Annotated in this window: 20 protein-coding genes; 5 read left to right on the top strand and 15 right to left on the bottom strand. The window is 64.0% G+C overall.

The genetic code is table 11. The features are described from left to right. Positions 1-35 precede the first annotated feature (35 nt). Positions 36-1,151: a fused (3R)-hydroxyacyl-ACP dehydratase subunits HadA/HadB gene (locus ACOQFP_RS04945; RefSeq protein ID WP_421583662.1), complete on the top strand. Its 1,116-nt coding sequence runs from the start codon at positions 36-38 to the stop codon at positions 1,149-1,151. Between the two features lie 92 nt (positions 1,152-1,243). Here ACOQFP_RS04945 and ACOQFP_RS04940 read toward each other — a convergent pair whose 3' ends face one another. Beyond that, positions 1,244-1,411: a hypothetical protein gene (locus tag ACOQFP_RS04940; RefSeq protein ID WP_421583661.1), complete on the bottom strand. Its 168-nt coding sequence runs from the start codon at positions 1,409-1,411 to the stop codon at positions 1,244-1,246. Between the two features lie 393 nt (positions 1,412-1,804). Between ACOQFP_RS04940 and ACOQFP_RS04935 the strand changes: the two genes are divergently transcribed. Continuing rightward, entirely contained in the window at positions 1,805-2,257 is a 453-nt protein-coding gene (locus tag ACOQFP_RS04935; protein ID WP_421583660.1) for a hypothetical protein, read from the top strand. On the opposite strand, the gene ACOQFP_RS04930 is transcribed toward ACOQFP_RS04935, so the two are convergent. Both ACOQFP_RS04930 and ACOQFP_RS04925 read right to left on the bottom strand, forming a co-directional pair. Beyond that, positions 2,252-2,791, bottom strand: a complete 540-nt coding sequence (locus ACOQFP_RS04930) for a hypothetical protein (RefSeq protein ID WP_421583659.1) — start codon at positions 2,789-2,791, stop codon at positions 2,252-2,254. The genes ACOQFP_RS04935 and ACOQFP_RS04930 overlap by 6 nt on opposite strands. A gap of 4 nt (positions 2,792-2,795) precedes the next feature. Continuing rightward, complete coding sequence (locus ACOQFP_RS04925; protein ID WP_421583658.1) at positions 2,796-3,263, bottom strand: winged helix-turn-helix transcriptional regulator; 468 nt, start codon at positions 3,261-3,263, stop codon at positions 2,796-2,798. A gap of 95 nt (positions 3,264-3,358) precedes the next feature. On the opposite strand from ACOQFP_RS04925, the gene ACOQFP_RS04920 reads away from it, so the two are divergent. Then, positions 3,359-4,528 carry a thiolase family protein gene (locus tag ACOQFP_RS04920; protein ID WP_421583657.1) on the top strand — a complete coding sequence of 390 codons (1,170 nt, stop codon included), beginning with the start codon at positions 3,359-3,361 and terminating at the stop codon, positions 4,526-4,528. A 4-nt stretch (positions 4,529-4,532) separates the two neighbouring features. Here ACOQFP_RS04920 and ACOQFP_RS04915 read toward each other — a convergent pair whose 3' ends face one another. The 8 genes from ACOQFP_RS04915 to ACOQFP_RS04880 are packed head-to-tail and all read right to left on the bottom strand — an operon-like array spanning position 4,533 to position 11,537. Continuing rightward, positions 4,533-5,159 carry a TenA family protein gene (locus ACOQFP_RS04915; RefSeq protein WP_341243710.1) on the bottom strand — a complete coding sequence of 209 codons (627 nt, stop codon included), beginning with the start codon at positions 5,157-5,159 and terminating at the stop codon, positions 4,533-4,535. Then, positions 5,156-5,908, bottom strand: a complete 753-nt coding sequence (locus tag ACOQFP_RS04910; RefSeq protein ID WP_206489557.1) for a glutamine amidotransferase — start codon at positions 5,906-5,908, stop codon at positions 5,156-5,158. Before ACOQFP_RS04910 ends, ACOQFP_RS04915 begins: the two co-directional genes overlap by 4 nt. Before the next feature lie 9 nt (positions 5,909-5,917). Beyond that, on the bottom strand, positions 5,918-6,946 hold the full coding sequence (locus tag ACOQFP_RS04905; protein ID WP_421583656.1) for a phosphotriesterase family protein: 1,029 nt from the start codon (positions 6,944-6,946) through the stop codon (positions 5,918-5,920). Beyond that, positions 6,943-7,977, bottom strand: coding sequence for an ABC transporter permease (locus tag ACOQFP_RS04900; RefSeq protein WP_206489559.1), 1,035 nt, complete (start codon positions 7,975-7,977; stop codon positions 6,943-6,945). The genes ACOQFP_RS04905 and ACOQFP_RS04900 overlap by 4 nt, the downstream gene beginning before the upstream one ends. Beyond that, on the bottom strand, positions 7,974-8,756 hold the full coding sequence (locus ACOQFP_RS04895) for an ATP-binding cassette domain-containing protein (RefSeq protein ID WP_206489560.1): 783 nt from the start codon (positions 8,754-8,756) through the stop codon (positions 7,974-7,976). The genes ACOQFP_RS04900 and ACOQFP_RS04895 overlap by 4 nt, the downstream gene beginning before the upstream one ends. A 4-nt stretch (positions 8,757-8,760) precedes the next feature. Continuing rightward, positions 8,761-9,774, bottom strand: a complete 1,014-nt coding sequence (locus ACOQFP_RS04890) for a substrate-binding domain-containing protein (protein WP_206489561.1) — start codon at positions 9,772-9,774, stop codon at positions 8,761-8,763. Continuing rightward, positions 9,771-10,667, bottom strand: coding sequence for a carbohydrate kinase family protein (locus ACOQFP_RS04885; protein WP_206489562.1), 897 nt, complete (start codon positions 10,665-10,667; stop codon positions 9,771-9,773). Before ACOQFP_RS04885 ends, ACOQFP_RS04890 begins: the two co-directional genes overlap by 4 nt. Before the next feature lie 3 nt (positions 10,668-10,670). Then, positions 10,671-11,537, bottom strand: a complete 867-nt coding sequence (locus tag ACOQFP_RS04880) for a BtpA/SgcQ family protein (RefSeq protein ID WP_307830778.1) — start codon at positions 11,535-11,537, stop codon at positions 10,671-10,673. Between the two features lie 203 nt (positions 11,538-11,740). On the opposite strand from ACOQFP_RS04880, the gene ACOQFP_RS04875 reads away from it, so the two are divergent. Then, positions 11,741-12,766, top strand: coding sequence for a LacI family DNA-binding transcriptional regulator (locus ACOQFP_RS04875; RefSeq protein ID WP_421583655.1), 1,026 nt, complete (start codon positions 11,741-11,743; stop codon positions 12,764-12,766). Here the strand turns inward: ACOQFP_RS04875 and ACOQFP_RS04870 are convergent. From ACOQFP_RS04870 to ACOQFP_RS04860, 3 genes are read right to left on the bottom strand one after another with little or no spacing between them, the layout of a single operon-like run. Beyond that, positions 12,727-13,824, bottom strand: a complete 1,098-nt coding sequence (locus ACOQFP_RS04870) for a M20 family metallopeptidase (RefSeq protein ID WP_421583654.1) — start codon at positions 13,822-13,824, stop codon at positions 12,727-12,729. The two genes, ACOQFP_RS04875 and ACOQFP_RS04870, sit on opposite strands and share 40 nt — an antisense overlap. Continuing rightward, entirely contained in the window at positions 13,814-14,668 is an 855-nt protein-coding gene (locus tag ACOQFP_RS04865) for an alpha/beta fold hydrolase (protein ID WP_421583653.1), read from the bottom strand. The genes ACOQFP_RS04870 and ACOQFP_RS04865 overlap by 11 nt, the downstream gene beginning before the upstream one ends. Continuing rightward, on the bottom strand, positions 14,668-15,873 hold the full coding sequence (locus ACOQFP_RS04860) for an alpha/beta hydrolase (RefSeq protein WP_421583652.1): 1,206 nt from the start codon (positions 15,871-15,873) through the stop codon (positions 14,668-14,670). Before ACOQFP_RS04860 ends, ACOQFP_RS04865 begins: the two co-directional genes overlap by 1 nt. 68 nt (positions 15,874-15,941) lie before the next feature. Between ACOQFP_RS04860 and ACOQFP_RS04855 the strand changes: the two genes are divergently transcribed. After that, positions 15,942-16,700, top strand: a complete 759-nt coding sequence (locus tag ACOQFP_RS04855; protein WP_421583651.1) for a tryptophan-rich sensory protein — start codon at positions 15,942-15,944, stop codon at positions 16,698-16,700. Here the strand turns inward: ACOQFP_RS04855 and ACOQFP_RS04850 are convergent. Further along, positions 16,682-16,879, bottom strand: a complete 198-nt coding sequence (locus ACOQFP_RS04850; protein WP_421583650.1) for a hypothetical protein — start codon at positions 16,877-16,879, stop codon at positions 16,682-16,684. The two genes, ACOQFP_RS04855 and ACOQFP_RS04850, sit on opposite strands and share 19 nt — an antisense overlap. Between the last annotated feature and the right edge of the window lie 57 nt (positions 16,880-16,936).

Here is a 16,936-nt window from a genome sequence, read left to right as displayed (position 1 = left end):
CAACCAGCGCCGTTGTTGGGTAGGTTGCTCGGGTAATGATCAACATCAGGGGACGAGATGGTGGGACGACAGTGGCAGAGCAGGTAACGGAGTCCGGCGCGGCAGCAGCAGACGAAGAAGCATTCGACCCGGCAGAGCACGCGCGGAGCATGGTCGGTTATCACTACCGCACCGAGGACTACTACGAGGTGGGACGCGAGAAAATTCGCGAGTACGCCCGTGCCGTCCAGGACTTCCACCCCGCCCATTGGGACGGCGACGCTGCGGCTGCGCTGGGGCACAGCGCTCTCGTCGCACCTCTGACGTTCATGTCTCTGGTCGGCACCCTCGCGCAGAAGAAGCTGCTCGAGTCCATTGCCGAAGGTTACGACCTCAGCCAGATTCTGCAGACCGATCAGGTGCTGGTGTTTCAGAAGCCGATCCTGGCCGGCGACCAGCTCACGTGTGACGTCTCGCTCGATTCGTTCAAGACCGTCATGGGTCGCGACATGATGGTGACCAAGAACGTCGTGTCGAATCAGAAGAACGAACTGGTGCAGACCACCTACACCACCCTGCTCGTCGGGCGATCCGGTGAAGTCGATCCGGCCATCGCCGATGCAGCACGCAACCTGGTGATGTTCGGTGCGTCGATGGACGCCGCTGTCGCCAATGCCAGCGAGCACGACAAACTCTCCACTCCGCAGGAACACGAGCCGTTGATCGTGGAGGAATACCGTGGTCAGCCGACGCCCAAGTTCGACGAGGTGAATGTCGGGGACGAACTACCCACCCGTACGGTACGTCTGACCCGTGGCGATCTCGTCAACTACGCGGGCGTCGCCGGTGACGCGAACCCGATTCACTGGAACGAAGGTTTCGCCAAGCTGATCGACCTCGAGGATGTGCTGGCCCACGGCATGCTCACGATGGGCGTCGGCGGCGGCTTCATCAGCGAGTGGCTCGGCGACCCAGGTGCAGTGAAGGACTACACGGTTCGCTTCACCACCCCCATTCCGGTCGGCAGTCACAAGCCCGCCGAGATCGTCTTCAGCGGCAAGATCAAGTCGAAGGACGAGGAGTCCCGTACGGCCGTGGTCTCGATCGGCGCAACGTTCGAGGGCAAGCGAATCTTCGGTCACCGCGCAACGGCCACAGTTCAATTGGCCTGAGTTCAACTCCTCGGCCGATGCGCAGGTGAGTCGGGATTTCACGCCCCGGTCGGTCGGTGCGGATTGCGACGAGGGGCGTGGATGTGGCGCGTTCACGCCCCCACGAAGATGCAGAACGGGTGGCCCGCAGGATCAGCGTAGATTCGGATCGGTTCTTCGGGGTCGTCGTGTAGATCGCGCAACAGTCGCGCGCAACTCCACTGCGCGCGAGTGTTCTTCGTCCAGCAGTCGAGGCCCACCTGCCGTATCGAAATGTTCATGATCCGCGCTTCTCCTTCGCATGGTGTCGTGCGCGCACGCGCGCGATTCCCGGCACGCACTGCGACGCCATTGCTGATCAGGCCGATCCTGCAGAAACAGTTGACCGCATCGCGGAGCGTCGCACAACGCCAACCGTGCACGATCAGACCCGTTGAGTAGATCGATGACGGCAGACGCCGCACGCGCGCACAGTGATTCGATCGGATCTTCGGTTCCCACAACATCTCCGACACCACCGCCGTCGCCGAGATCGAGCCGTCGGGTCACCGGGTGGCGTCGGGCGATGCTGTCGATGTGTTCGACGCTTTCTCGCGGAACATCCATGTTCGACGCCACCGCCCGCAGTAGCGACGTACTCGTTGGCGAGGAGTCCGTACAGGTACCGTCAGGAGGTGGGTAATCGGTATTCGAGGCGGCGTTGCTATGTCCTGGCGGTTTTGGCCGTCGCCGTCGCCGTCGCGGGCGCCTTGGCCTTCTACAGAAGCGCTGGAGAGCCTGCGTTCCGTGGAGCGTCGTGGACTTACGGCCCAGACGGCAGCATCGCTGATGTCGTTTCCTCGGACGATGCTCAGCCGTTCATCCCCGAGCCGGTGGACACCTCGACGACACGGGCGGTGGTTCGCGAATTCAACGGTGACGAAGGCTGGGGTGTTCTCGATGCTCCCGAGCTTCCTGGTGGCTGTTGGGTGTTCTACTCCAGCATCGAGGGATCGGGGTTGCGCACGCTGTCCCCCGGTCAGTACGTGACGGTCGAGTACGTGGATTTGGTTGCAGAGTTCGGGCCCGGTGCCGACCAGGATGGGTACCGATACCAAGCGGAACGGGTGAGACCGCTCTCTTCATGATCGCTTGTGGCCGTCTGCGACGCGCAGGCCAACTGCGAAGACGGCACCGATCACGATCGAGACGGTCAGACATTCGATCAGGAAGACTGTGCTCGAATCGCGGAACACTGGAGACCGAGACAGCTGGGCAGCGATGGAGTCGGGATGAACCATGTCGATGCCGCCGCTCGCTGGCGGGTTGATGGTGGCAACGGTCCACACAGCGATCGCAAGCACCACCGAGGTCGGCAGGGGCCACCACGTGCATTGTTTGTTTGACGCGTCGGTGTTGTTGCAGTCGAACCGGTTTCGCGCCTCGGCAGCTACAAGTGCGGAGCACAGTGTGACGGCAGAGATGATCATCGAGGAATCACGCCAGTGTGGGCCTCTCTCGGCGAATGCATACGAATAGCCGAGGATGGACAGACTCGACGTTTCGCCGTCGGAGACCGACGTCGCTATCGGGCCGAGAGGTGCCGCGAAGTGCCACAACAACGAGAAGGCGACGGCCAGAGTCAGTCCGAGAGCTGCACCGATCCACCGCGTCGTTGCCACGGACTCAGCGTATCCGAACCCGGAGCTCGTTCATCGGCACTTCGGAACCGCTGTCGTCGGTGACAGCCACATGGATGGCGTCCCCCTGCGGATCGACTACCTCGAGTGGTCCGTGGTCGTCCTGTAGGTATTTGTCGCCCCACTGCATCAGGCCCAGTACGACGGGCAGTAGATCCTCGCCCATCGTGGTCAGAACGTATTCGTGGCGCGTTCTGCCTTTGTCGGGTCGGTAGGGCTGTTTGACGAAAATTCCCACATCCACCAGTTCTTTGAGTCTGGCTGCACTGCTGGCGTCGGTGATGCCGACGCGTCGGCTGAACTCGTCGAAGCGGGTTGTGCCGTAGAAGGCCTCGCGCAGGATGAGCATCGTCGACCGGTTTCCGACAACCGACAGCGCGCGGGCAATGGAGCATCGGTCGCCCGTTGTCCAGGTGGTCAGGTCCGACAGTGGGCCGTCCATGGTGAGTGGCATGCCACGATGATACTGGCTTTACAAAACTAAAGCCAGCTCCTACGCTGGAGTCAGCGATCCGACAGGAACGGATCGATCGGCCACAAGGAGCCGTCATGAGAGACGCAGTCATCGTCGAGGCAGTCAGAACCCCGGTCGGACGAGGGAAAGTGAACGGCACTCTGCATCCCGAGCATCCTGTGGACCTGATGGCGCACAGCTTGCGGGAAGTCGTGCAGCGCAGCGGAATAGATCCGATCCAGATCGACGACGTCATCGGCGGAGTCGTCACCGCGGTAGGGGATCAGGCGTCGAACATGACTCGGCGCGCAGCCCTCGCGGCGGGATATCCGGAATCGGTACCCGCAACCACGGTGGAGCGTCAGTGTGGAAGCAGTCAGCAGGCGATTCACTTTGCGGCGCAGGGTGTGATCTCCGGTGCCTACGATCTGGCGATCGCGGCCGGTTCGGAGTCGATGAGTCGAATCCCGATGGGTTCCAATATGATCGGAACCGAAGATCCTGCAGGTGCGGGATTTGCCGAAAGGTATCCCGAGGGACTGGTGCCGCAGGGAATCAGTGCCGAATTGATCGCCGCGAAGTGGGGCATCAGCCGCGCGGAAATGGACGAGTTCGCTCTGTCCAGTCACGCGAAGGCCGCGGCAGCCACCGAAGAGGGACGCTTCAAGCGCGAAATCAGCGCCATCCACGGACTCGACCGAGACGAGGGCATCCGTACCGGATCCACGCTGGACGCGTTGGCCGGTTTGCGCCCGGCTTACTACGACGACGCGATGGCGACGCGATTCCCGCAGATCGGCTGGAACATCACCGCGGGCAATGCAAGTCAGATCAACGACGGTAGCGCGGCAGTCATGATCACCACCAGCGACAAGGCGCGACAACTGGGCCTCACCCCGATGGCCAGGCTGCACAGCTTCGCCGTAGCAGGTGACGATCCGCTCATGATGCTCACCGCAGTCATCCCGGCTACGAAGAAGGTGCTCGCCAAAGCCGGATTGACCATGGCCGACATCGATCTGTTCGAGGTCAACGAGGCGTTCGCGTCGGTGGTGATCGCGTGGGCAATCGAGACCGGTGCAGACCTGACGAAGGTGAACGTCAACGGCGGTGCGATCGCCATCGGTCATCCCCTGGGTGCTAGCGGGGCACGCATCATGACGACGATGGTTCACGCCCTCGCGGAGCGCGAGCAGCGATTCGGATTGCAGGTGATGTGCGAGGCCGGCGGTCTCTCGAACGCCACCATCGTCGAGCGGCTGTAGTTCCTCAGCCACTCACCGTGTTGTGGAAGTCGTTCTCGGCGGCCAGCATCCCTGCGAACCACTCGTCCAGCGTTGCATCGTCCACACCGTCCATGAGGTCGACCTCGCGGGCGAGGGCGTCGACCTGCGCCACGAAGGCGGGGCGGGTGTGCATTTCGATCCACTCCTGCAGTGCCGGTTCGCGATCGACCGAGTTGTCCAGTGCTGTGCGGCACCAGGACAAGTACAGGGTCTCCGCGGCGAACATCGCCACCAGAGCGGCGGCTCTGCCTTCTCGCCGCGCGAGACCCAGCGCGTAGTTCGACAGCACCGATGAGTTCTGGATCAACGTCTGCGCGTCACCGTCGTACGGAAACTGTGCACGCAACCCGGCGAAGTATGTGCGTTGTTCGCCGACGAGGTTCGACAGCGACATCACGTGATCGGTTGCCTCGTCGAGCGATTCCGATTCCGCAACCACGAGGCCGAGGATGCGCACCGCGGTGAGCACGAACGCTTCCTCGATCACCAGGTATCTCCGAAAGTGGTCCTCGCTCAACGTGCCGTCGATCGAGTCGGTGACGAAGCGGACCGATCGCGCGGCATCGAGGTTGTGCTGTTGCCGCGCAATCAGTTCGGTGGATCGACTCATTTCTGGGACAACCACGAGATCAGGCCGTCGAACAGATCGGTGTATCCAGGCCACTGCTCGCAGAACTCCGGCGGTGCCCAGTGCGGCGAGCAGTCGGAGGTGAAGACGGCCGAGCGACCCTGGCCGTAGGAGGCCGCCGCGACGAGCGGATCACCGTTGATGGTGGCGGGTACGGCAACTCCCTCCTTGGCAATCACCCTGTTGTAGCCCAGCAGTGCAGGCCACTCGGTACCGCTTGCACTCACGATGGGGTGCGTGCCATCGACCACCACGGGCACCATGCCGCCGGGGGTCTCCACGCGATCGTCCTCGGCGAGCATCGTCACCGGCAGTACGTCCGCGAGTGCGGTCTGTCGAAACGCTGCTCGGGCCTGGAATCCCGAGAACGAGAGGTATCCGCCGATCATCATCAGCGCACCGCCGCCGTGCACCCAGTCTCGGAGCGCGACCAGTCGATCGTCACCGGCCTGAAAGCGATCGAAGACGCTGGGTGCGAGCTGAATCGAGTTGGCTCCGATGTCGGAGAGCACGATGACGTCGTAGGCAGCCAAAGCCTCTGCGCTGCCGGGGAACTGGGTCGGTACCAGGTGCGCAGGCATGTGCACAACCTCGTGGCCACGGGAGATCAGAGCATCTTTGAGCGGTCCGACGCCCTCGACGTAGGAATGCACGGTGAATTCGTCGACGCCTTTGACGTGGGTCGAGGTGGTCATCCAGCTTTCACCGGCGATCAGAACTTTCTTGCCCATGGTGGTTCTCTATCCTTTTCCGGCGCTCTCGAAGAGCGACCTGGGGTTGTCTCGCATGAGCGAGGAGACGTGCTGTGGATCAATTCCGCTGCGCACCAGTCGTGCCGCGAACGAGACCGGTACGTAGGCCAAACCGTTGCCGCCGAACGCGCGGAGCATCGATTTGAGGAACAGGTCGTGACTGAGGAGTAGCTGTTGCCGGTAACCTCCGCCGATGAGACCGGCGACCGCAAGAGCGGTGTCGGCGGGCGAGGGAGACTGCCCCTCGCCGGGGAACTCGAAGGGCATGCCGATCATGTCGAATTCCAGGTACACCCCGCGATCACCCAGTGCGCATTGGTAATCGGGATCATTGCCCGACGGGTCCATGTGGCAGAGCACCACGGCACTCGGCTCGACACCCATCTCGTCTATGACGATGTCGAGCACCTCGTGCCCACGCCGTTGCCAGCCGGGAAGGTGAACGAACAGGGGTACATCGACCTCTCGTTGGGCGACGCATGCGGCGCGCAGCGCCTTCGCCTCGGCGGTGGTGAACGAGGGCGAGACCCCGATCTCTCCGATCACGCCGGGTCTCGGTCCGTCATCGCAGGTGAACTCGGCGATCAGCCCCGACGCGAGATCGTCGACGCCGAGAGATGCGACCTCGGCGGGGTGTGTGGGCTCGAGATACCATCCCGAGCCCATGACGACTCGGACGCCCGATTCGCGGGAGTACCGTTCCAAGATCTCGGGTCGACGCCCGATGCCCGGCGGTGTCAGATCGACGATCGTCGAGCCACCGTTGTCGGCGAACGCTTTCAGGTCGGACAGTACGGCCACCGCGTCGTCCACTCGGCAGTTGTCTGCGCTGTGATACGGGTTGTCGTGCAGAAGCCAGGCGTGCTGGGCCGAGATCGGTCCGGAGAGTAGCTGCGCCACCGTAGGATCGGGCGATTCGGAGTAGGCCACCGAGGCATCGTTGTGCAGATGCTCGTGCGGCAGAACCAGCCCCAGTTCGCTGGAATCGACCGATCCGGTGACCGTCTGGACTATCACTGTCTACCCGGTGCGTTCTGTAGGTGCTTGAACAGCGACGCCAGCGACTGCCCACGCATGTTGATCCAGATGGCCACGAGCAGAACGATTCCGGTGATGATGGGGGTCAGGAAGGGGCTGACACCCAGCAGGGTCAGTCCGTTGGCGATGATGCCGGTGAGTACGGCACCGATCACAGTACCGATCACAGTGCCCCGCCCGCCGAACAGGTTGGTGCCGCCGAGTACAACCGCTGTGATGACGGTGAGTTCGAAACCGTTGGCGGAGTTGGCGGAGCCGGATCCGAGCCGCGCGGCGATGAGCAGGCCGGCGATACCGGCAGCCAGACCGGTGAACACCAGCGTCATCATCAGCACTCGGCGGGTGTTGACACCGGAGCGTCGAACGGACTCGACGTTGGAGCCGATGCCGGTGACGTAGCGGCCGAAACGGGTGCGGCCCAGAGTGACTGCGCCGATGATCACCACGGCGAGCGCAACCCAAGCACTCGCCGAGAATCCCAGCCAGGATGCGGTCCCGAGTTTCGCGAAGGCAGTGCTCGGGGGAATGGGAACAGAGAAGCCTTCGGTTCGATACAGCGCGATGCCGCGGATGATGGACAGCGTGGCGAGGGTGACGATGAACGGCGGAATACCTTGATACGCCGCGAGCCAACCGTTGACCAGTCCCCATGCCGCGCCCATCAGCGGTGCTGCGACGAAAACGACCGAGGAGTCGACGCCGGCAGAGATGAGTTCGGCGCTCATTGCGGCGACGAAGGCGACTGTTGCACCGACGGAGAGGTCGATCTGGCCGGTGGTGATCACGAACGTCATCGCGACGGCGATGATCAGGACCGGTGCGATCTGCGTCGCGAGGTTGGAAATGTTGGTGAACGTCAGGAACGACGACGTCGTGACCGAGAAGACGATGGCGACCGCCACCGTGACTGCCAGCATGGCCAGCGTCGGCTTGTTGGTTTGCTGCCACAGTGAGGGCCGCGCAGCGAGTTTCGTGACGCTCGGCTGGGCGGTCTTGTCGACAGTGATCATGGTCGGCCTTCCGTCGTGGACGGTGAACGCTGGGGAACCGGAGTGCGAGTGATCAAGCCGACGAGCGACTCGATGTTCAGATCCCCGATCGGTTCGTCGTCCACGCTCTGCCCCTCGTACATGACGGTGATGCGGTCGCAGACTCGGAACAGATCCTGCAGGCGGTGCGTCACCAGAATGACGCCGACGCCCTGGGCGGCAACGTCCGTGATCAGTTTGAGCACTGATTCCACTTCGGCGACGGCCAGTGCGGCGGTCGGTTCGTCGAGGATCAACACGTCGGGCCGGAACGACACGGCGCGGGCTATGGCGACCGTCTGCCGCTGTCCGCCCGAGAGTTGTCCGATCTCCTGGTACGTGGACTTCACCTTCACGTGCAGGTCCGCGAGGATCTTCGCGGCGCGTTCGTGCATGCCGTGACGGTCCAGGAACGGTCCTTTGCGAGGTTCCCGTCCGAGAAACAGGTTGCTCGCGACGTCGAGGGTGTCGCACAACGCCAGGTCCTGATAGACGATCCCGATCTTCTGCTGTTGTGCATCCAGTGGCGTCGAGAAGCGAACCGGTTGTCCGTTGACTCGCATCTCACCACCGTCGTGTTGAACGGCGCCGGCAAGGATTTTCATGAGCGTCGACTTGCCGGCGCCGTTGTCTCCGACGACTCCGAGTACTTCGCCGCGGGAGAGCCGAAGATCGACTCCCTGCAACGATTTCACCGGGCCGTACGATTTGGTGATTCCCGATAGTTCGATCAGTGGTGTGGTCGGATCATGTTGTGCCATAGAGCTACTTCTCCAGGTAGTACATGTAGTCGCCCACGTTGGCTGGGGTGACTATCTGCGTCGGGACCGGAATGTCTGCGGGCACGGTGCCTCCGCAGCTCAGGTCGATGGCGGAGTTCATTGCTTCGTATCCGAACTCGAAGGTGTTCTGCTGTACGACGCCTTCGAGCCAACCGGCCTGCAGTGCAGCGACGGCCTGATCCGACAGGTCCCAGCCGACGGCCTTGATTCGGTCCTGTGCGTTCTGGCTGTTCACTGCGGCGACCAGGCCGATCAGCGCGGGTTCGCCGGTGGCATAGACGTACTCCATGTCCGGGTTGCCGGTGAGTAGGTTCTCCGCTGCGGTCTGCGCGTTTTCCTGAATGTTGCGGCCGTCGACCACGGTTCCCACGGTCATGCCGGCGGCGGTGACGGTGTCGGTGAAGCCTTTCTGGCGTTCGAGCTGGATGGTGCTGTTGAGCGCACTGACGATGCCGACGGTCCCGGTGTCGTTCGCGAGCTCGGCCAGCTTGTCGCCGATCTGAGCACCTCCCTCGGCGTTCGCAGTGCCCACCTGGGTAGAGATACCAGGTGCATCGACGATGGCATCGACGGCCACCACCGGGATTCCGGCCGCGGCGGCCTTGGCGACGGAGGGCTTGATGCCGTCGGTGTCGATCGCGGCGACGATGATGGCGTCGACATCGGAGGCGATGAGGTTGTCGAAGGCATTGGCCTGCGTGACGGAATCGTCGTTGCCGCTGATGATCTGGAGGTCGACGCCGGCTTCGTCGGCCACCCTCTGTGCAGCGCTGTTGATCTGGTTGAAGAACAGTGCCTGCAGATTGATCGTCACCAGGCCGACCTTGAGGCTGCCGGTCTTGCCCTCGCACGTGTCAGCGACCCGAGAGGGCCCGGGAATGGAGGACGCGGCCGAGTCGGTGCCGCCCGTGGTGTCGCTGGTGGAGGCGGAGTCGCAGGACGTGAGGGTGAGGGCGAGTGCTGCACCGAGAACGAGGGGGAGTGCGCGTTTGATCATCGGATCTCCTGAAGGTCGACAGTGGCGGGGGTGGCGGTGAAATTGTTCAGTTCGGTGATGCTGGGGCATCCGCGTGGTCCGGCGGTCGCGCAGGCCAGAGCTGCCGAGACTCCGGCGAGTCGGGCTGCCCGAGCCGGGGGTTCGCCTGCGTCGATGAAGGCGATGTAGGTGCCGCAGAAGCAGTCTCCGGCGCCGACGGCGTCGACGACGTCGACCGGTACAGCGGGTTCGGTGATCGTCTCACCCGAGGGTGTCACCAGCGTCCACCCGTGTTCGCCGTCGGTGACGACGAGGTGGGTGTCGTACTGGGCGGTCAGCGTCGACCACCGTTCGGCGTCTATGCCGAAGCTGTTCTGCCACAGGCTGCGTCCGACGATGACGTGATCGGCGAGGGCGAAGGCATGCAATGCGGCATCGCGATCGTCGCATCCGTCGAGGTCGATGGCCAGGCTGACATTGTCGGGTAGCTCGGGTGGGAGCATCGCCGCTCGGTAGCCGTCGACGAACAGCCGTCCGCCGTCGGCGGAGAGCGTGGTCAGGACGGAGGCCAGGCGTCGAGTGTCGTTGGGATCGTCCTGGCTGATGATCGAACGGTCGCCACCGTCGGCGATGAGAACGACTGCGGTGGAGAGAAATGCATCGCGCGGTGACCAGCTGGTATCGACTCCGTCGCGTTCGAGGCCGGCGAGGAATTCGCTGGACCTGGCATCGGGGCCGACTGCGCCGGCGAAGGCGACGCGGGCACCCATGCGGGCTGCAGCGACCGCGGCGTTTGCGGTCATGCCGCCGTCGATGGCGTCGATGGCGGTTGCCTGCACCCGCTCTCCGAGTACCGGTACATGGGGAACGTGAACCGTCACATCGTTGTTGGCGTAGCCGAAGAAGACGATCATCTGCTACTTCCCTGCGGCGGTGGCGACGGCGCGGACCTTCTCGCCTGCGACGCGACCCCACCAGCGGGCGTTGTCCTTCACCGAGGAGGCGATGATGGCCCCGTCGCATTCCTTCATCAGCTCGCCCACGTTGGCGGCGGTGATGCCGGATCCGATGATGACGGGGAGCGTGGTGTTGTTCTTGATCACCGAGACCTCGTCCACGGAGGCGGCGTCGCCCGTGCGTGAACCGGTGGCGATGAGGACATCGGCGTCGAAGAACTCGGCGTCCTCGGTCTGTTCTGCGATGGTGCGGTCTGCCACGATCGCGTGCGCACCGTGTTTGACGTGCACATCCGCGAAGATCTTGACGGGGTCGGCACCGATACGGTGCCGGAAGCGCGTGGTTCTGGCGGCCTGGCCCTCGATGAATCCCTCGTTGGCGATGTAGGCGTTGGCCCACTGGTTGACCCGGACGAAGCTTGCGCCTGCCGCCCACGCTGCGGCCACGCCGCATTCACCGGCATTGGACAGGATGCTCACGCCGACGCGGCTGCCGAAATCGCCGACGACGGCGGCAGTCACGACACCCATGCTGGCCGCGGTTTCGTAACCGTGTTCGCCCGGCTTGAGAAAGGGTATGTCCCAATGGTTCTCGACGATCACGCCATCGAACCCGTTGTCGATGTAGGCGTGTGCCTCGGCCAGGGCGAACTCGGAGATCTCGTCGACCGGCCGGCCCTTGTAGTGCGGGCTGCCAGGCAGTGCGGGCAGGTGGATGGCACCGATGAGCGCCGGTGTCGAGGCGAACATCTCGGCCAGTGCCGACGGCTTGCTCGGAAAGACACCCAGCGAGGGGGCTGGGTTTCGGTCCGACGGGGACGTGCTCACGTAGGGGGCTCCTCGGGTGTAGACCTCGGCGACAGGCGATGTAATCGATTGCCTTGTATGTATGCACCGTAAGGGATCGACACCGGTCCGTGTCAAGGAATTCTCAATTCGTTTATGTAAACGATTACCTCTATTGTGTAAACAGCGCCGCAAGCGACCGAACGGTTCGATAGCCTCGGGTCCACAGTGAGAGTAGGAGTCGGATGCGTAAAGCAACCATTCGCGACGTTGCGGAGCGCGCGGGCGTTTCGACGGCCACAGTGTCCAGGGCGCTCTCGGGCTCACGTCCAGTCTCGGAGGACGTCGCCGCGACCATCCGGCAGGCAGCCGAGGAGCTCGGCTATTCGGGCAACATCATCGCTAGCTCTCTGCGCCGCAACAGGACCGACACCATCGGGATGGTGGTGCCGAGCATCGCCAACCCGTTCTTCACCTCGCTCGTCGTCAACGTCGAACACGTCCTCTCGCAGCGTGGACTGCAGTTGTTCCTCTGCGATTCTCGATCCGATCCGGACGTCGAAGCACAACGGCTGCGCAGTCTGGTATCGCGTCAGGTCGACGGCATCATCATCAGCCCGTGCCACGGCGAGCGGTCCGCCGAGGCCGTGCGCACGTCCGCGCGTGCCATTCCTGTCGTTCAGCTCGACCGCTTCGCGCTCGACACCCACACCGACTGGGTCGGCGTCGACGACGACGCCGCGCAGGCCCTGCTGATGGATCACCTCGTTGCGCTGGGAGTTCGGAGTGCTGCCTTCATCAGCTCCGAGTTGACGAACTCGTCGACAGAGTTGCGGCGAGCTGGGTTCTTTCGGCATGCACAGCGGGTCGGTATCGAGACCCGAGACGAGTGGACGCTGTTGGGTGACTACTCGATCGACTGGGGACGCGAGTCGTCCCGGTCGATACTCGAGGCCACGTCACGACCCGATGCGGTGGTGTGCGCAGACGACCTGATCGCGCTCGGTGTCCTGCAGAGTTGTCAGGCGCTCGGGCTGTCGGTTCCGGCCGATGTCATGGTGACCGGATTCGACGATATTCCGTTTTCGGCGTTGAGCAATCCGCCGTTGACCACCATCCGTCAGCCGCAGGAGCGTATCGCGGCGGAGGCCACTCGGCTGCTGGATCAGGCGATGAACAGTGACGAGACCGGCACCGCACACATCGCTTTGCAGCCGGAGTTGGTGATCCGTCAATCGACTGTCGGCCAGGCCCGAGTCACCGCACTGTAGGCGGCGATCGCTGCATCGAGCTCGTCGATAGCCACTGTCTCGTCTGCGGCGTGCATCAGGGCCGGTGTGCCCGGGCCCCATACGACGATCGGTGCGCCCGGAGCGGCTGCAGCGATGATCGAGGCGTCGGTGAAATAAGTGACCGGCTCGCGCGCAACGGAATGCGGCAATTCGGAGATCCAGATATTGCCGCCGTCGGTCCGGACTCCCGGCAGGTCGATTCGAGCGTCGACCCGATCGACCTCGGGTTGCTCGCGCCACCACGACAGCAGTTCCGAGCCGTCGCCGACAGTTCGATGATCGACGACGACGTGCGCGGTATCGGGAACGATGTTGGGGGCGGACCCGCCGTCGATCAAACCCACATTGAACGTCTCGGTGCCCAGGAATGCGTCGGTCGCCACAGGGAGCTCGTCACGCGCTCGTGCCAGGACGTCGACGAGCTTCATGATGGCACTTTCGCCGCGGTGGGGCGTACTGCCATGTGCAGCAACGCCTTTGGTGGTGATATCGAGCCACAGTGCACCGCGATGCCCCAGGTGTACTCGGTTGCCTGTTGCTTCGGGTACCACGACCGCGCCCACCGAGCACTCGGTGACGGCGTGCCGCGCGGCGAGAGCTCCGAGCGAGCCGATCTCCTCGTCGCTGGTGAGCAACAGTGCCGCGGGAACACCGCCTTCGAATGCGTCGAGCACAGCGGCCGTTGCCGCCACCAGGCCCGCCTTCATATCGGATGTACCCCGGCCACGCAACACGCCGTTCTCCACATCGGCGGCGAACGGATCGAACTGCCAATTCGAAAGATCGCCCGCTGGAACGGTATCGACGTGGCAGGCGAACATCAGCCGCTGCGCTTTCGGGTGGGCGTCATTGGTGATCAACAGCCACGGATGCGGGCCGTCTCGATCCCCGTCGACGGTGATTGCGGCCGTGCGCGCGTTCAGCACGGATACGACGGCGTCCATCGCCGAGCGCTGGGGCTTCGGGTCGCCGGAGACAGTGCGCTGAGTGACCAGTTCGGTGAGCATGCCGACGGCAGCGGCGGGATCAAGCGTCATGGGAGGCACTCGACCGCACGGCGGCGGCAGCCGCGTCCGGTCCATGTGTCGGGATCCAGTGCGAGACGCCGGGCAGCACCGTCATCGTGTATGTCGCGTCGACGTACCGTTGGGTCCGCTCGACGGCTGACCGGCCGATGAAAGTGTCACCGTCGCTCCAGACCATCGAGGTCGGCACGGTGATGCGCAGGCGTCCGATGCCGGGGCTCGAGAACGGTATTCCTCGATACCAGGTGACCGCGAAAGGCAGTGCCCCGTAGTCGATTATGTCCGCCTGCGTAGTTTCCAGCTCGGATTGGGTCATTCCGCTCTTCTCGTACCATCTTTCGGCGTTGTGTCCCGGTCGTGTCATCCATTTCTCGGGCAGTATCGGCAACTGGAAGAACGCGAAGTACCAGGAGTGCAGAATCTGCTTCGAGCCGAGCAGAGCCGTCATCATGGCACCAGGATGCGGAACCGAGAACGCAGTCAGTGAGGACACCAGCTCCGGGTGCCGGCCCGCGGTGACCCAGGCGACCATCGCTCCCCAGTCGTGCCCGGCCAGATGGACCGGGCGGCCGATGGTGTCGATCAGGGCGACGACGTCACCCACCAATGCGCCGACGCGGTAGTCCCACCGACGCCTGGGCCGGGCCCGCGGCGAGTAGCCGCGCTGGTCCGGTGCGACAGTGCGGTATCCGGCCTCGTTGAGTATGGACATCACCGCCGACCACGACGCCGCCCGTTCGGGAAAGCCGTGCAGCAGCACCACAACCGGGCCGTCGAGAGGTCCCTGGTCGATGACGTCGAACACCAGACCGTCATGGATGTATTCGGTGATCCGCGTCGAATCGGAGCCGCCCATCAGCATGTGCTCGGCACCGATTGGCCGGCGAACTCGGCCGCGAGAAATTCCATGGCGGCCTTGTCGCTGACATCGTGGCCCTGTTCGGGCTGCTCTTGAGCGACGATCGAATCTCCCAGAGCACAAGCCCTTTCGACGCCGGCGGCAGTCCACTGCGGTAGCACGATGTCGTCCTGCGCACCGTAGGCCACGAACATCGGGAACTGGGTCGGCACCTGCGGGAGTGTGTAGCGTCCGACGAGGTCGAGCAGCTTCTTCTCTGCTTCCTCGGAGGCGGCGGCGAACTCGTCAGGGGCCATCGCCTGTACTGCGCTCTCCTTGGCGTCGGTGTCTCCGCCTTGGCAGGTGAGCAGGAGTTCGCTGTTGGCCTCGGCGACGCTGCCGCTGTAGTCCTTCGGATCGACCGTCGGGTCCACCTGCTGTGCGCCGTAGAGCAGGTACGGCAACAGTTCTTTCTGCGGCCTGGTCAGTGTTCCGTCCATCCCGGACCGAACCAGGGGCGTGAGATCTGTCGGTGGAGACAGCGACACCGACGCCACCAGATCCAAGCCTTGGCCGTAGGATGCGGCGAGTTCGTTTGCAGCCCATGCTGCTTGGCCGCCCTGCGAGAGGCCGACGGCAGCCCAGCGCGTGGACGTGTCGGGTATCGCGTTGTGGGCGGCGCGGGCGGCGTCGATCATGTTGTGGCCGGAGGTGCGTGGCTCGAGATACGGGTGGGTGCCACCGCCGGTGCCCAGACCTTGGTAGTCGGGCAACACGGTCACGTAACCGAGTGCGGTGAAGTCCTCCACCGCGAATTGGTAGCCGAGCAGATCCGGATACAGGGTGGGGCCGCAATCGGCCTGCACTCCGGTGGTGCCGTGCCCGTAGACGACGATCGGCCAACCCCCTTCCGGCGGTGTGCCCGCCGGTACGGCGACCACACCCGATACCGCGGTGGGGGAATTGTCGACACCCGATGTCGATTCGTAGACCACTTGGTACAGCGTGGCATCGGTATCGGCGAGTTCGGTGGATCGCTCGCCGAAGTCCTCGGATTCGAGAACGGTGCCGGGCGTCCCCGTCAGGTCGTACCGAGGAGCCGGTGGGGTGGATGTCTGGGATGGCGTCGGCGCGGACTCCGGTGTGGAACTGCAGCCCACTCCGGCGGCCGCCACGACGCAGCAGAGGGCAGCAGCAGACAGTGAGCGAGCGGAGATGTGCACAACGTGTGTTTACCAGAATCGAGCTCTCGCCGGTTTGCGCCCGAATCATTCCGGGGATCTGTCCACCCATGAAGACAGTGGTAATGGTCAGTGCCGTGGCGGCCGTGGTCGTGTCGTTTCTGGGTTCGGGAGCGTGGATCGGGACACCCATTGCCGAGGCCGCAGGCGGGGCATTGAGCGCTACCTCGACGTTGGTGGCACCCGCGGGCCCGGCGTTTTCCATCTGGTCGGTGATCTACACGGGCCTGATCGTCTACGCCGTCTGGCAGTTCCTGCCGGGCCGAACTGCGCGGCATGACGCGTTGCGCGCGCCGATCGTCGCGTCGATGCTGCTCAATGCGGCGTGGATTCTCGCGATTCAGCTCGGGCAGGTGTGGCTCAGTGTGGTGGTCATCGTCGCGTTGCTCGCCGTTCTTGTCCGTGTGTTCGTGCTGTTGCAGCAGCGCACACCGGAGGGTCTCGCCGATGCGGTGATCACCGACGGCACCATGGGTCTCTATCTGGGGTGGGTGTGTGTGGCCACCATCGCGAATATCTCGGCGTGGTTGGTGAGCCTGGGAATCACCGACGGTGCGAGGGTCTGGGCGGTCGTCGTGCTGGTTGTGGCAGCGGCAGTCGGAGTGTTGTTGGTCCGGTATTCGAGCGGCGCGATCGCTCCGACGCTGTCGATCGTGTGGGGGCTGGGGTGGCTGGCACAGGGACGTTTGTCCGGCGAGCTGACCGACGCCCCTGTCGGGTGGACTGCCGTCCTCGCGGCCGCAATAGTCGCGGTATCGACTGTGGGAACGAGGTTGCGATCGAGCGGGTCTCAGGCCGTCGCGGTGTAGTAGCTACCCCATTGCGTGTGTAGGAAGCACGACAGCGAGTTGCGTTGCTGCGCATCGGAATCAGTGGCGCGCCAGGCGACATGGCCGTCGGGCCGGACGAGAGGTATCGCCGCCGCGATGTCGGCCCGCAGTTCGGTCGATCCGGGGACGTTCGGGTGCAGTCGTCTCGATCGGCTCATGTGCTGGGCAAGTTGGCCCAGGCTCAGGGGCCGCAGCCCGAGGAGCAGACCGTACGG

It is taken from the genome of Rhodococcus sp. MALMAid1271 (genome assembly GCF_049195265.1).
Classification (GTDB): domain Bacteria; phylum Actinomycetota; class Actinomycetes; order Mycobacteriales; family Mycobacteriaceae; genus Rhodococcoides.
The sequence above is the reverse complement of the archived record's forward strand: the minus strand, read 5'-3'. Positions and strand labels throughout refer to the sequence as shown.

Coding starts and splice junctions, on each gene's coding strand:
- ACOQFP_RS04895 (WP_206489560.1), bottom strand. CDS start 8,756: ATGGCACAACATGATCCGACCACACCACTGATCGAACTATCGGGAATC.
- ACOQFP_RS04875 (WP_421583655.1), top strand. CDS start 11,741: ATGCGTAAAGCAACCATTCGCGACGTTGCGGAGCGCGCGGGCGTTTCG.
- ACOQFP_RS04940 (WP_421583661.1), bottom strand. CDS start 1,411: ATGAACATTTCGATACGGCAGGTGGGCCTCGACTGCTGGACGAAGAAC.
- ACOQFP_RS04925 (WP_421583658.1), bottom strand. CDS start 3,263: ATGCCACTCACCATGGACGGCCCACTGTCGGACCTGACCACCTGGACA.
- ACOQFP_RS04945 (WP_421583662.1), top strand. CDS start 36: ATGATCAACATCAGGGGACGAGATGGTGGGACGACAGTGGCAGAGCAG.
- ACOQFP_RS04885 (WP_206489562.1), bottom strand. CDS start 10,667: ATGATCGTCTTCTTCGGCTACGCCAACAACGATGTGACGGTTCACGTT.
- ACOQFP_RS04865 (WP_421583653.1), bottom strand. CDS start 14,668: ATGGGCGGCTCCGATTCGACGCGGATCACCGAATACATCCATGACGGT.
- ACOQFP_RS04890 (WP_206489561.1), bottom strand. CDS start 9,774: ATGATCAAACGCGCACTCCCCCTCGTTCTCGGTGCAGCACTCGCCCTC.
- ACOQFP_RS04910 (WP_206489557.1), bottom strand. CDS start 5,908: ATGGGCAAGAAAGTTCTGATCGCCGGTGAAAGCTGGATGACCACCTCG.
- ACOQFP_RS04915 (WP_341243710.1), bottom strand. CDS start 5,159: ATGAGTCGATCCACCGAACTGATTGCGCGGCAACAGCACAACCTCGAT.
- ACOQFP_RS04855 (WP_421583651.1), top strand. CDS start 15,942: ATGAAGACAGTGGTAATGGTCAGTGCCGTGGCGGCCGTGGTCGTGTCG.
- ACOQFP_RS04870 (WP_421583654.1), bottom strand. CDS start 13,824: ATGACGCTTGATCCCGCCGCTGCCGTCGGCATGCTCACCGAACTGGTC.
- ACOQFP_RS04850 (WP_421583650.1), bottom strand. CDS start 16,879: ATGAGCCGATCGAGACGACTGCACCCGAACGTCCCCGGATCGACCGAA.
- ACOQFP_RS04900 (WP_206489559.1), bottom strand. CDS start 7,977: ATGATCACTGTCGACAAGACCGCCCAGCCGAGCGTCACGAAACTCGCT.
- ACOQFP_RS04920 (WP_421583657.1), top strand. CDS start 3,359: ATGAGAGACGCAGTCATCGTCGAGGCAGTCAGAACCCCGGTCGGACGA.